The sequence below is a fragment of the Massilia sp. WG5 genome, from assembly GCF_001412595.2.
Classification (GTDB): Bacteria; Pseudomonadota; Gammaproteobacteria; order Burkholderiales; family Burkholderiaceae_D; genus Telluria.
In genome coordinates this window covers 3,789,839-3,803,236 of the sequence record NZ_CP012640.2, presented here as the reverse complement: position 1 = coordinate 3,803,236, position 13,398 = coordinate 3,789,839, and the positions used below count along the sequence as shown (strand labels likewise).

The window sequence follows — 13,398 nt, the reverse complement described above, 5'->3', positions numbered from 1 at the left end:
GGGCATGGTCACGCAAGATTTTGTACAACTTTCCGGGAAGTAGCAAAGAATGGTCCGAGGGCCGCAGTCTAACCTGTTTTGGGTAGACCGCACATGTTTGTTGGACCTTTACTAACAGCTTACAAGCTGCCGAAATTGATGGTTGTTACAGAGTGTATCAAAGACGCGACACCGCGTTGATTACCAAAAGGTAAGCAACGCGGGTGCTTCATCAGGCAGCCTTGGTCAGGACGACCTTCGGCGCCTCGTGGTGATGCGTTTCCAGCGCGGCCAGATGCTCGTCGGTCATCGGACCCTTGCCGCTGTAGCGGTCGAGGTAGAGGTAGATCACCGGGGTGATGTAGAGCGTGATGACCTGCGAGAAGATCAGGCCGCCGCACACCGCCAGGCCGAGCGGCTGGCGCAGCTCGGCGCCGGCGCCCAGGCCGAGGGCGATCGGCAGCGCGCCCATCAGCGCGGCCAGGGTCGTCATCAGGATCGGACGGAAGCGCAGGATGCAGGCTTCGCGGATCGCCTTTTCCGGCGTCATTCCCTGGTTGCGCTGGGCGTCCAAGGCGAAGTCGATCATCATGATCGCGTTCTTCTTGACGATACCGATCAGCATCAGGATGCCGATCATGGCGATCATCGTCAGGTCCATGTTGAACAGCCGCAGGGTCAGCAGCGCGCCGACGGCCGCCGACGGCAGGCCGGCCAGGATCGTGATCGGGTGGATGAAGCTCTCGTACAGCACGCCCAGCAGGACGTAGATCACGCCCACCGCCGCGATGATCAGGATCAGCTGGCTCGACTGCGAGCTCTGGAACACCGCCGCGTCGCCGCCGTACTTCGTGATGATCGAGGCCGGCAGCTTCATGTCGCGGCCCATCTGTTCGATCGCCGCGGTGGCGTCGCCCAGTGCGGCGTCCGGCGCCAGGTTGAAGGACAGCGTGATCGCCTGCAGCTGGCCCTGGTGGTTGACCGCGATCGGGCCGACCGTGCGCTTGACGCTCGCCAGGCTCGACAGCTGCACCAGCTGGCCGGTCTTGCTGCGCACCGACAGGCGCGACAGCGCGTCCTCGAACTGGCGGTCTTCGTTGGCCGTCTCCAAGATCACGTAGTAGCTGGCAGCGGTCGAGTAGATGGTCGAGACCTGGCGTTCGCCGAAGGCCGCGTACAGCGCGGTGCGCACGTCGCCCAGCTGCACGCCCAGCAGGTTGGCCTTGTCGCGATCGATGTCGAGGGTCGCCTGCAGGCCCTTTTCCTGGGTGTCGCTGGTGACGTCGCGGAACAGCGGGTTGTTGCGCATGCGTTCCATGTACTCGTTGGCCCACTGGCCGATGTCGGCGCCGGACACGCTCTGCAGCGTGTACTGGTAGCGGCTCTTCGACTGGCGGCCGCCGAGCTGCAGGTTCTGCACCGGCGCCATGTAGACGTTGACGCCGGCGATCTTGCGGGTCGCCGTGCGCAGGCGCTCCATCACCTGCGGCATCCTGTCGCGCTGGTCGCGCGGCTTGAGCACCACGAACATGCGGCCGTTGTTGCCGCCGCCCGAGAACGAAGTCGTGTCCTGCACCGCCGGATCGGCCTGGATCAGGGCCGCGACCTGGGTCTGCAGCTTGACCATGGCCGAGGACGAAATGTCTTCCGCGGCTTCGGTGCTGATGCGCAGCTGGCCGATATCCTCTTCCGGGAAGAAGCCTTTCGGGATGGTCGTGTACAGCAGCACCGTCAGCGCGAAGGTGCCGAAGGCGATCAGCAGCACCACGAAGCGGAATCTCAGCGCCAGGTCGAGGGTCTTCGCGTAGGCGTCGCGCACCTTGGCGAAGCCGGCTTCGAAGTGGCGGCCGATGAAGCTCTTTTCTTCCTCGCCATGGCGATGCTCGGGCAGCAGGCGCGAGGCCAGCATCGGCACCAGGGTCAGCGACACCGCCGCCGACACCAGGATCGCCAGGCCGACGATCACGGCGAATTCGTGGAACAGCAGGCCGATCACGCCCGGCATGAAGAAGATCGGGATGAACACCGCCACCAGCGAGACCGAGATCGAGATGATGGTGAAGCCCATTTCGCTCGAGCCCTCGAGCGCGGCGCGCAGCGGCTTCTTGCCCATCTCCATGTGGCGCACGATGTTCTCCAGCACCACGATCGCATCGTCGACCACCAGGCCGACCGCCAGCGTGATGCCGAGCAGCGAGATGTTGTCGAGGCTATACCCGAGCGCGTACAGCAGGCTCAGGGCGCCCAGCAGCGAGATCGGCATCGTGATCGCCGGGATGAAGGTCGCCGAGACGCGGTGCAGGAACAGGAAGATCACCAGCACCACCAGGCCGACCGTCAGCGCCAGCGTGAAGTTCACGTCGTGGATCGCTTCGCGGATCGAGACCGAGCGGTCGTTCACCAGGTTGATCTTGATGGAGGCCGGCAGCTGCGACTGGAAGCGCGGCAGCAGCGCACGCACGTGGTCGACCACCTCGACCGTGTTGGCGTCCGGCTGGCGCTGCACCAGCAGCACGATCGAGCGTTCGCCGTTGTAGGCGCCGTAGGCCTTGGTCGACTGGTAGCTGTCCTCGACGGTGGCGACGTCCTTCAGGCGCACCGGCTGGCCGTCGCGGATGGCGACGATCAGCTCGGCGAAGTCGGCCGCCTTCATCATCTGCGGCGGGCCCTGGATGGTCAGGGTCTGCTGCGGGCCGTCCAGGATACCGAGGGCCGCGTTCGAGTTGGCGGTGCGCAGCGAGGTCGCCAGCTCGTCCATCGTCAGGTTACGTGCGTTCATCAGGTCGGTCTTGGCGCGCACGCGCACGGCGAACTTCTTGCCGCCGTTGACCGACACCTGGGCCACGCCCGGCAGGGTCGAAATCGCCGGCGATATCAGGTTCTCGGCGTAGTCGTTCAGCTCCGACAGGTTCATCGACGGCGAGGTCATGGTCATGAACAGCACCGGCGCGTCGGCCGGGTTGACCTTGCGGTAGGACGGCAGGTCCGTCATTTCCTGCGGCAGCTGGCGCTGGGCCGCCAGCAGCGCGGCCTGGACGTCGACCGCGGCGCGGTTCACGTCGATCGAGTTGTCGAATTCCAGCGTCAGCGAGGTATTGCCCTGGGTGCTGGTCGAGGTGATCAGGTTGATGCCGGCGATGGTCGAGAACTGCTTCTCGAGCGGCAGCGCGACCGAGGACGCCATGATCTCCGGGCTCGCGCCCGACAGGTTGGCGTTGACGTTGATGACCGGGGTGTTATAGCTGGGCAGCGCCGCGACCGGGATGTGCAGGTAGGCCAGCACGCCGACCAGGATCAGGCTGATCGACAGCAGCACGACCATGACCGGCCGGCGGATACACAGTTCGGAGAGGCTCATGCGGCGCCGCCCTTCCTGCCTTCGCCGGCGTTCTTCGCGCCTTCGGCGCCGCCCTTGCCGCCCTTGGCCATTTCCGAAGCCAGGCGCACCTTGCCGCCCGGGCGCACGTTCTGCTTGCCCTCGGTGATGACCTGCTCGTCGCCGGTCAGGCCGCTGACGGCGGCGTCCACGCCGGCCCCGTACAGGCGCTGCACCGGCAGCTGACGCGCTGAATAACCTTGATGCGGATCCTTCTCCAGCACGTAGACGTAGGTGCCGTTGGCGTTGGTGATGATCGCGCTCTGCGGCACCACCACGGCATCCTTGATGGTCTGCACGGTGACCTTGGTGTTCACGTACTGGCCCGGCCACAGGGTGGTGTCGCGGTTGGCGAATTCGGCCTTGACCTTGATGGTGCCGGCGGTCGGGTCGACCGTGTTGTCGATGAAGCTCAGGGTGCCGGTGACCGGCGCCATGCCGGCGGAAGGCAGGGCCTCGACCTCGACCTTGCCGCGCTTTTGCGCCGCCAGCAGGCCTGGGAGGCTTGATTCCGGCAGCGTGAAGGCGATCGTGATCGGATCGAGCTGGGTGATCGTGGTGAGCGAAGTCGCCGGCTGCACCAGGCTGCCCGGATAGACGGCGATGCCGCCGACGCGGCCGGACATCGGCGCGCGGATCGCGGTATAGCTGGTGCTCACGCCGGCGGCGCGCACCGCGGCGGTGTCGGACTGCAGGGTCGCCTTGGCCTGGTCGACCTGGGCGCGCAGGGTGTCGACCGCGCTCTGGGCGATGAACTTCTGCGCGAACAGGTCCTGGCTGCGCTTGAACTGGCGTTCGAGGTCGCCCAGCTGGGCGCGGTCGCGTTCGACCTGGGCCTGGGCCTTGTCCTGGTTGGCGCGGTCGGCGCGGTCGTCGAGCGAGAACAGCAGCTCGCCGGCCTTCACGAACTGGCCTTCCTTGATGTGGACCTGGCGGATCGTGGCGGTGGTTTGCGGGTGCAGGTCGACGGTGCGGATCGGGGTCACCGTGCCGTTGGCCAGCTGCACCACCGGAACGTCGCGGCGTTGCGGCGCCACCACATTCACGACCGCAGGCGGCGGGCCGCCCTTGCCTTTGGCGCCCGCGCCGGCGGCTTCCTTTTCCTGGCTGCAGCCGCTGGCGCCGGCCAGGATGATGACGGCGGCCACGATAGGGCCGAGATGGTGCTTTTTCATTCCACTCCCTGTGCCGCCAGTGCCGGCGGCTTCGTTTTTATCTATTCGATGAGGACGAGACGTGGGTCTCCGCCGGCGATTTTCGCACATTGGCGAGGCCCTGCCATTACTTCCCTGGGTAATACTCCGGCAGCATGAGCGTTACTTCGAGCCCGCCCTCCGGATGATTCGCCAGCGCGATGCTGCCGCCGTGCTGCTCGGCGATGTTGCGGGCGATCGTCAGTCCCAGGCCGGTGCCGCCCGACTCGCGCGAGCGCGAGCTCTCGACGCGGTAGAACGGGTCGAACACGCGCGCCAGTTCGGCGTCCGGGATGCCCGGGCCGGCGTCGCGGATGCGGATCCTTGCGGCGCCGTTGATGCGGTCGACCGTCACCTTGGCCGACTGGCCGTACTTGACCGCGTTGTCGATCAGGTTGACCAGGCCGCGGCGCAGGTCCATCGGACGGCCCAGCAGCGCCATGTTGGCGGTGCCGCTCAGGCTCACGCGCTGGCTGGCGTCGGCGGCGTCGGCGCACACCGAATCCAGCAGCGAATCCAGGTCCAGCATCTGCATGGTCTCGGTGGTGTCCATGCTGCGCGCCAGGTCCAGGCCTTCGCGCACCATCGCCTGCATTGCCGAGAGGTCGCCGATCAGGCGCTGCTGCAGGTCGCTGTCGCTGACCTTCTCCAGGCGCAGGCGCATCCGCGTGAGCGGGGTTTGCAGGTCGTGGGTGATCGCGGCCAGCATCTGGGTGCGCTGGAAGATGTACTGGCGGATCCGCGCCTGCATCGCATTGAAGGCGGCGCTGGCCTGGCGGATCTCGTCGGCGCCGGTCAGGTCCAGCGGCGGGTGGTTGATGTCGTTGCCGAGGTCTTTCGCGGCCTGGGCCAGCTGCTTGAGCGGGCGGGTGGTCATGCGCGCCACCAGGTAGGCCAGGAAGGCGATGCTGACCAGGAACAGCGAAATCGTGCCGCGGTAGTCGGTGCGCTCCGGCGTGGTGGCGTAGCGCGGCGGCAGCACCGACAGGATCAGGGGCGTGCCGTCGCGCAGGCCGATCAGGATGCTTTCGCAGGTGCCGCGCCACTTCATGCGCAGCAGGCCGAACAGCACCGACTGCTCGCGCGCGAATTCGCAGGTTTCCGGGCGCGCAGCCACCGACTGCAGGCGGTAGAGCCGCTTGCCCGGGGTCTTGTTCATGCGCGCCGCCAGCAGTTCGGTGAATTCGGTGGGCGCCGGCGCCAGGGCCGGCAGCTTCGGCCCCGCCGCTTCGAGCAGCATGCCGGGGCGGTTCGCGACTTCGAGATAGGCGCTGCGCGCCGATTCGGGGACGATTTCGGTGGCCATGATCAGCTGCTCGGCGCGGTCCAGCGAATGCATGTCGCGGTATTCGTCGATCACGCGGGCGCGCTCGGCGTCCGCCACCAGCTGGCTCAGCGCAGCGGTCAGGAGGACGCCCAGCAGCAGTGTGATGAACACGCGGCCCGTCATCGAGCCGAAGAATGCCTTCACGCGCCGGGCTCCACGCTCACCTGGCCGGCCAGCACGTAGCCGCCGTTGCGTACCGTCTTGATAATCTGGGGCATGCGCGCGTCCTCCCCGAGCTTCTGGCGCAGGCGGCTGATCTGGATGTCGATCGAGCGGTCGAAGGGGTCGGCGTCGCGGCCCTGGGTCAGGTTCAGCAGCTGGTCGCGGTTCAGCACGCGGTTCGGATGCTCGAGGAATACGCGCAGCAGGCGGAACTCGGCGCCCGACAGCATGATGACCACACCCTGCGGATTGACCAGGTGGCGCGCGGTCAGGTCGAGGGTCCAGCCGGAGAACTTCATCTGCTGCACGTTCTCGGTCTGGGAATTCGGCGGCATCGCGTGGCTGCGGCGCAGCACGCTGCGGATGCGCGCCAGCAGTTCGCGCGGCTCGAAGGGTTTTGGCAGGTAGTCGTCGGCGCCCATTTCGAGGCCGAGGATGCGGTCGAGCGGCTCATTGCGCGCGGTGAGCATGATGACCGGCAGGGTCGAACTCGCGCGCAGCTTGCGGCACAGGGTCAGGCCGTCGTCGCCGGGCAGGTTCAGGTCGAGCACGATCAGGTCGGGACGCGCCTCGTCCAGCGTCTTCCACATCGCATTGCCGTCGGCGGCAGCCAGCGCGCGATAGCCGTTCGCCTCGAGGTAATCGGCCAGGAGCGAGCGGATGTCGCGGTCGTCGTCGACAATCAGAATGGTAGATGGAGTGTCCATGACATCATTATCCCGACTTCAGCTGGCCCTGAACAGTCACTTTGTATCGGCTTGTATATGGATGGTGCAAGGAAACAAATTGATACAAAGGGCGCGACAGCGGACACGCTGCGCTTACACTTTTCACCGATGATGGACTCACCGTGCAGCAAGATGAGATGTTCTTCGATCCCGATGCACGCAGCCGTGGCAGCCGCCACCTCTAACATGACTAGGAAAAAAGAGATGAACACCTTACGCAAAACCCTCTTGACCGGACTGGCCGCGCTGTCTCTGGGCGGCGCGATGATCGGCGTCCAGGCGCAAACCCAGGCGCCCGACGCCCATCCGAAAGCGCAGCTGAGCAAGCAGGAGCGCCAGGCCAGGCACGCCGAGTTCTCGGCCAAGCGCGAGCAGATGCGCGCCCAGCGCATCGCCAAGCTGCACGACGAGCTGAAGATCACGCCGGCCCAGGAAAGCGCCTGGAACACCTTCGTGGCCTCGATGAAGCCGGCAAAGCGCGCCGGCGCGGAGCACGACGACCGCGCCTCCTGGGCCGGCCTGAGCGCCCCGCAGCGCGCCGAGAAGATGATCGAGCGCCAGAAGCAGCGCGTGGCCTCCATGGAACAGCGCCTGGCCGCCCTGAACACCTTCTATTCGGTGCTGTCGCCGGACCAGAAGAAGGTCTTCGACGAGAAGGCCGCGCAGATGCAGGCGCACTACGGACGCCATGGCGGCATGCATGGCTGGCAGCATGACGGCCAGCAGCATGGCGGCCAGCAGCGCGGCGAGTCCGCACGCGGCTGATCGGCACGCCGGCGTAAAAAAGGGATGCCTCGGCATCCCTTTTTTCTTTATTGCAGCCTGGCCAGCGAAGCCAGGAATTTCGCGCTGTCCTGGTAGCCGATCACCCGCCCATCCTGGATCTCCTTCCCGCCCCGGTCGAACAGGATGATCCCCGGCGGCCCGAACAGGCCGAAGCGCTTCAGCATCGCGCGGTCGTCGGCATCGTTGGCGGTCACGTCGACCTGCAGCAGCACCGTGTTCGCCAGGCGCGCCCTGACTGCAGGGTCGACGAAGGTCAGCTTTTCCATCTCCTTGCATGACACGCACCAGTCGGCATAGAAGTCGAGCATGGCGGTCTTGCCGTTGGTGGCCGCCAGCGCGGCGTCGAGCTGGGCGACGGTCTTGATGCGGGTGAAGGCCAGCGACGGCGCCTGCGCCTCGCCGGTGAAGCGCGCCAGCGGCGCCAGCGGATCCCGTGCGCCGCTGGCCAGGCCGAGCAGCTGGGTCGCGCCCAGCACCGCCAGGGCCGCGCCGAAGGCCATGCCGGCCCAGTGGCGCGGCTTGCCGGTGCTGCGCAACAGGTAGAAGCCATAGCCCAGCAGCAGCGCCGCCCACAACAGCATCTGGACGAAGCCGGGCAGCACCGGCGCCACCATCCACAAGGCCATCGCCAGCATCAGCACGCCAAAGAAGCGCTTGACCGACTCCATCCACAGGCCGGCGCGCGGCAACAGCGAGCCGGCCGAGATACCCACCAGCAGCAGCGGGATGCTCATCCCGACCGCCATCGCGAACAGCGCTGCGCCGCCGACCAGCACGTTGCGGGTCTGGCTGATGTAGACCAGGGCGCCGGCCAGCGGCGCCGCCACGCAGGGACCGACGATCAGGGCCGAGATCGCGCCCATGACGAATACGCCGGCCAGCTTGCCGGACGCCTGGCGGCCGGAGGCGTCGGCCAGGCGGGTCTGCAGCGCCGCCGGCACCTGCAGCTGGAACACCCCGAACATCGACAGCGACATCGCTGCGATCAGCAGGGCGAACGCGCCCAGCACCCACGGGTTCTGCAGGGCGGCGGCGAGGCCTTCGCCAAGCAGGCCGGCGGCCACGCCCAGCAGCGTGTAGACGATCGCCATGCCGAGCGAATACGACAGCGACAGCACGAAGCCGCGCCCACGCCCGGTCTGCTTGCCTTCGCCGACGATGATGGACGAGAGGATCGGCACCATCGGCAGCACGCAGGGCGTGAAGGCCAGGCCGAGACCGAGCAGGATGAAGGCGGGGACGATGGCGAGCAGGCGGCCGCCCTGCAGCAGGGCGGCGATGCCGGTGAGTTCGGAAGGTGCGGCTGCCGGGGCGCTGGCGGGGGCGCTCGACGGCGCCGGCTGCGCGGCGGGCGCAGCCGGCGGCAGCGACTGTCCCGGCAGCGCGAACGGGGAGCCGCCCTCGGCGGCGGGCAGACTGATCTGCGGCTGCGACTGCCCTGCCCCGCCGCCGCCGGCCACCAGGCGGATCGTGGCGTCCTGCGGCGGATAGCACAGGCCCTTGTCGGCGCAGCCCTGGCCGGTGGCGGTCAGCGTGAACGGCCCCTCGCCCTGCACGGGAATGCGGATCGCGACGCCGTGGTGATAGGTTTCGACGTCCTTGTTGAAGGTCTCGTCGAACTTGACCTTGCCGGGCGGGACCTGCGGCTCGCCGAGCCGGGCGCCGCTGGCGGCAAACTTGAAGCGCTCGCGGTACATGTAGTAGCCGTCGGCGATCGCATAGCTGACCTCGGCCGTGTGCGGATCGAGCATGCGGGCGGAGAACTTGAAGGCCTGGTCGGGCGGCAGGAAGTCGTCGTCCGCATGCGCGGGAGCGAGCAGGACGGCGCAGGCGATCAGGGAGAGCAGGAATCGGAGCATGGGCAAGGAGTTGAACAGTATCGGTTTGGCCTGCGGAATGGTACACCCGGCGCTCAAGCGATGCACGGGCGAAAAAAAACCAGGCACGAGGCCTGGTTTCTTCATACGCGGACTGACGATTACTCGGCGGTCGGTGCGTTTTCGTCGACGCCGACTTCCGGACGGTCGGTCAGCTCGACGTAGGCCATCGGTGCATTGTCGCCAACGCGGAAGCCCATCTTCAGGATGCGGGTGTAGCCGCCGTTGCGGTTCGCGAAGCGCGGGCCGATGTCGGCAAACAGCTTCTGAACGATTTCACGGTCGCGCAGGCGGGCGAATGCCAGGCGCTTGTTTGCCAGGGTGTCTTTCTTGCCCAGGGTGATGATCGGCTCAACGACTTTGCGCAGTTCCTTGGCTTTCGGCACGGTGGTCTTGATCGCTTCGTGACGCAGCAGCGAAACGGTCATGTTGCGCAGCATGGCCAGGCGGTGGGACGAAGTACGGTTCAGTTTACGGAGGCCGTGACGGTGACGCATGGTAAATCCTTTCGAGTTTGAGTTTAAATCCAGCTCTTCGATCGCTACGCATGACGCAGCGCGGGCCGGTTAAAGTTAAAACGCTTCGGCGGTATGCCGATAACGGTACTGCAATTACAACGATTTGTATCTTGGCGAACCACTACACTCTCGTAAGCTCGAGAAACCGTAGCGAGCGGGCTCAGTTCGAGTCGAGAAGCGCAGCCGTACTTACGGTACGGCGAGCATCGCAGACTCGAAATGTGCCTGCGCAGTAGGTTTATCGAGCTTATTTCTCGAGGCCAGCCGGCGGCCAGTTCTCGAGTTTCATGCCGAGGGTCAGACCACGGGAAGCCAGGACTTCCTTGATCTCGTTCAGCGACTTGCGGCCCAGGTTCGGGGTCTTCAGCAGTTCGTTTTCCGAACGCTGGATCAGGTCGCCGATGTAGTAGATGTTCTCGGCCTTCAGGCAGTTTGCCGAACGGACGGTCAGTTCCAGGTCGTCCACCGGACGCAGCAGGATCGGATCGACCAGCGGAGCACGCGACGGTGCTTCGGCGGCGGCTTCGGTGCCTTCCAGGGCGGCGAACACGTTCAGCTGGTCGACCAGCACGCGTGCCGACTGGCGGATCGCTTCTTCCGGGGTGATGACGCCGTTGGTCTCGATGTTGATGATCAGCTTGTCCAGGTCGGTACGCTGTTCGACACGGGCCGATTCCACGGCGTAGGACACGCGACGCACCGGCGAGAACGAAGCGTCCAGGATGATGCGGCCGATGGTCTTGTTGGTGTCTTCCGACAGGCGGCGCACGTTACCCGGCACATAGCCACGGCCCTTCTCGACCTTGATCTGCATGTCCAGCTTGCCGCCGGCGGTCAGGTGGGCGATCACGTGTTCCGGATTGATCAGTTCGACGTCATGCGGCAGGTCGATGTCCGATGCCAGGACGGGGCCTTCGCCTTCCTTTTTCAGGGTCAGCGTCACGGAGTCGCGGTTGTGGACCTTGAACACGACACCCTTCAGGTTCAGCAGCAGGTCGACCACGTCTTCCTGCACGCCGTCCAGCGACGAGTACTCGTGCACGACACCGGCGATCGTCACTTCGGTCGGCGCGTAGCCGATCATCGACGACAGCAGCACGCGACGCAGCGCGTTGCCCAGCGTATGGCCATAACCACGTTCGAACGGCTCCATCACGACTTTTGCGTGGCCGGCGCCGAGCGTCTCGACATCGATAATACGTGGCTTCAACAGACTATTTTGCATGAAAGGTCCTTTATCAATACCCTCGGCTCGTTACACCGATAAGGCTGATGGCATCAGTAGAAACGCCCGCTACGGTGGCGGGCGGGTAGAACGAATTCGGTATTACACGACGGCACAGGCCGGCTGAGCCGCACCTGTGCCGTCGTTTTCTGCATTAACGCGAGTACAGTTCGACGATCAGTGCTTCGTTGACGTCGGCAGCGATCTCGTTACGCTCCGGGAAGGCGCGGAAGGTGCCTTCCATTTTCTTCGAATCGACCGACACCCAGCTCGGCATGCCGACTTGTTCGGCCAGCGACAGCGCTTCGACGATACGGGTCTGCTTCTTGGCCTTTTCACGGACAGCGACGACGTCGCCGGTCTTGACCTGGTACGAAGCGATGTTCACGACGTTGCCGTTCACGGTGAACGCTTTGTGGCTGACCAGCTGGCGCGCTTCGGCGCGGGTCGAGCCGAAGCCCATGCGGTAAGCGACGTTGTCGAGGCGGGCTTCCAGCAGCTTCAGCAGGGTTTCGCCGGTGTTGCCCTTGCGGCGCGACGCTTCTGCGAAGTAGCGGCGGAACTGGCGCTCGAGGATGCCGTACATGCGCTTGACCTTCTGCTTTTCACGCAGCTGGTTGCCGTAGTCCGAGGTACGCTGGCCCGACTTGACGCCGTGCTGGCCAGGCTTGACGTCCAGTTTGCACTTGGAGTCGAGCGAGCGACGTGCGCTCTTCAGGAACAGGTCGGTGCCTTCACGGCGCGACAGTTTTGCTTTTGGTCCGATATAACGTGCCACGTTAAACTTCCTTTGTTTGAATGATCACGCCCCGGATGCGATCTCGGTAAATAACAGGTTCGCAACAGGCGCTAGTCCGGTTCTGCGGAGAGACCGGACGTGGCTTACAAAAACCCTGCATCGGGACGACGCAAGGCGACAATAGCCGGGCAGTATAACCCATTTCTGGGTTCACTGCACCGGCGATTCTTTGACGACGAAAGTGTCGCGTAAGTGCGCGTCGCGCACTTACAACAAGCGGGCGAACCCGCTCATCGATCAGATACGACGACGCTTCGGCGGACGGCAGCCGTTGTGCGGCACCGGCGTCACGTCCTGGATCTCGGTGATCTTGATACCCAGGTTGTTCAGCGCGCGCACAGCCGACTCACGGCCCGGGCCCGGGCCCTTGATGCGCACTTCCAGGTTCTTCACGCCGTATTCCTGAGCGACCTTGCCTGCTGCTTCAGCTGCGACCTGCGCCGCGAACGGGGTCGATTTACGCGAACCCTTGAAACCAGCACCGCCGGAAGTTGCCCACGACAGGGCGTTGCCCTGACGATCGGTGATCGTGATGATGGTGTTGTTGAACGATGCGTGGACGTGTGCGATGCCTTCGGCGACGTTCTTCTTGACCTTCTTGCGGATGCGTGCTGCTGCCGCGCTGCTTTGTTGCTTAGCCATTATCAGGTTCCTAGATTATTTCTTCAGCGATTGAGCGGCCTTGCGCGGGCCCTTGCGGGTACGTGCATTGGTACGGGTACGCTGACCGCGGACCGGCAGGCCCTTACGGTGACGCATGCCGCGGTAGCAACCCAGGTCCATCAAACGCTTGATGTTCATGGACAGTTCGCGACGCAGATCGCCTTCAACCACGAACTTGCCAACCTGCTCACGCAGCTTTTCCAGTTCGTTGTCGTCCAGGTCCTTGACCTTCTTGTTGGTAGCAACGCCGGTCGCTGCGCAGATCTGCTGCGAACGGGTACGGCCAATGCCGTAGATCGCCGTCAGGCCGATGACGGTGTGCTGATGATTGGGGACATTGACCCCTGCAATACGTGCCATTCGTTATTCCTCGTATTAACCTTGACGCTGCTTGTGACGCGGCTCGACGCAGATCACACGGACCACGCCCTTGCGCTTGATGATCTTGCAGTTGCGGCAGATCCGCTTGACTGAAGCGTTAACTTTCATTTTGCACTCTCTTCCAGATTCGATTACTAAATGTTTTACTTGGTGCGGAACACGATGCGGGCCCGGGACAGGTCGTACGGGGTCAGTTCCACCGTCACCTTGTCGCCCGGAAGGATGCGAATGTAATTCATCCGCATTTTACCCGAGATATGTCCCAACACCACGTGCCCGTTTTCCAGCTTCACGCGAAAGGTCGCGTTCGGGAGATTCTCGAGAATCTCCCCTTGCATTTGGATGACGTCGTCTTTTGCCATTCGGTCTATTCCACTCCTGGGT

General features: G+C 64.7%; 13 protein-coding genes. 1 reads left to right on the top strand and 12 read right to left on the bottom strand.

Annotation, left to right across the window (positions count from 1 at the left end; genetic code table 11):
* Window positions 1–211: 211 nt before the first annotated feature.
* The 4 genes from AM586_RS17010 to AM586_RS16995 all read right to left on the bottom strand — a co-directional run bounded on the left by AM586_RS17010 (window position 212) and on the right by AM586_RS16995 (window position 6,744).
* Window positions 212–3,337: an efflux RND transporter permease subunit gene (locus AM586_RS17010; protein ID WP_047826101.1), complete on the bottom strand. Its 3,126-nt coding sequence runs from the start codon at window positions 3,335–3,337 to the stop codon at window positions 212–214.
* Window positions 3,334–4,530: an efflux RND transporter periplasmic adaptor subunit gene (locus tag AM586_RS17005; RefSeq protein WP_047826102.1), complete on the bottom strand. Its 1,197-nt coding sequence runs from the start codon at window positions 4,528–4,530 to the stop codon at window positions 3,334–3,336. The genes AM586_RS17010 and AM586_RS17005 overlap by 4 nt, the downstream gene beginning before the upstream one ends.
* Window positions 4,531–4,636: 106 nt before the next feature.
* Window positions 4,637–6,019: an ATP-binding protein gene (locus tag AM586_RS17000; RefSeq protein WP_047826103.1), complete on the bottom strand. Its 1,383-nt coding sequence runs from the start codon at window positions 6,017–6,019 to the stop codon at window positions 4,637–4,639.
* A complete protein-coding gene (locus AM586_RS16995) occupies window positions 6,016–6,744 on the bottom strand; it encodes a response regulator (RefSeq protein WP_047826104.1) in 729 nt (242 codons plus the stop codon). Before AM586_RS16995 ends, AM586_RS17000 begins: the two co-directional genes overlap by 4 nt.
* A gap of 225 nt (window positions 6,745–6,969) precedes the next feature.
* Between AM586_RS16995 and AM586_RS16990 the strand changes: the two genes are divergently transcribed.
* Window positions 6,970–7,530 carry a Spy/CpxP family protein refolding chaperone gene (locus AM586_RS16990; protein WP_047826105.1) on the top strand — a complete coding sequence of 187 codons (561 nt, stop codon included), beginning with the start codon at window positions 6,970–6,972 and terminating at the stop codon, window positions 7,528–7,530.
* A gap of 47 nt (window positions 7,531–7,577) precedes the next feature.
* Here the strand turns inward: AM586_RS16990 and dsbD are convergent, their stop codons facing one another.
* From dsbD to infA, 8 genes are all read right to left on the bottom strand, one after another.
* Window positions 7,578–9,410: a protein-disulfide reductase DsbD gene (dsbD, locus tag AM586_RS16985; RefSeq protein ID WP_047826106.1), complete on the bottom strand. Its 1,833-nt coding sequence runs from the start codon at window positions 9,408–9,410 to the stop codon at window positions 7,578–7,580.
* A gap of 119 nt (window positions 9,411–9,529) precedes the next feature.
* Window positions 9,530–9,925 carry a 50S ribosomal protein L17 gene (gene rplQ, locus AM586_RS16980; protein ID WP_047826107.1) on the bottom strand — a complete coding sequence of 132 codons (396 nt, stop codon included), beginning with the start codon at window positions 9,923–9,925 and terminating at the stop codon, window positions 9,530–9,532.
* Between the two features lie 268 nt (window positions 9,926–10,193).
* A complete protein-coding gene (locus tag AM586_RS16975; protein ID WP_036240374.1) occupies window positions 10,194–11,171 on the bottom strand; it encodes a DNA-directed RNA polymerase subunit alpha in 978 nt (325 codons plus the stop codon).
* Between the two features lie 154 nt (window positions 11,172–11,325).
* Window positions 11,326–11,949 (bottom strand): 30S ribosomal protein S4, encoded by a 624-nt coding sequence (rpsD, locus tag AM586_RS16970; RefSeq protein ID WP_047826108.1) that lies wholly within the window; start codon window positions 11,947–11,949, stop codon window positions 11,326–11,328.
* A gap of 258 nt (window positions 11,950–12,207) precedes the next feature.
* Window positions 12,208–12,612: a 30S ribosomal protein S11 gene (rpsK, locus tag AM586_RS16965; RefSeq protein WP_036172227.1), complete on the bottom strand. Its 405-nt coding sequence runs from the start codon at window positions 12,610–12,612 to the stop codon at window positions 12,208–12,210.
* A gap of 15 nt (window positions 12,613–12,627) precedes the next feature.
* Window positions 12,628–12,993 (bottom strand): 30S ribosomal protein S13, encoded by a 366-nt coding sequence (gene rpsM / locus AM586_RS16960; RefSeq protein WP_047826109.1) that lies wholly within the window; start codon window positions 12,991–12,993, stop codon window positions 12,628–12,630.
* 15 nt (window positions 12,994–13,008) lie between these two features.
* Complete coding sequence (gene rpmJ, locus AM586_RS16955) at window positions 13,009–13,122, bottom strand: 50S ribosomal protein L36 (protein ID WP_005663407.1); 114 nt, start codon at window positions 13,120–13,122, stop codon at window positions 13,009–13,011.
* Between the two features lie 35 nt (window positions 13,123–13,157).
* Window positions 13,158–13,376, bottom strand: a complete 219-nt coding sequence (gene infA, locus AM586_RS16950) for a translation initiation factor IF-1 (RefSeq protein ID WP_005663428.1) — start codon at window positions 13,374–13,376, stop codon at window positions 13,158–13,160.
* Window positions 13,377–13,398 lie beyond the last annotated feature (22 nt).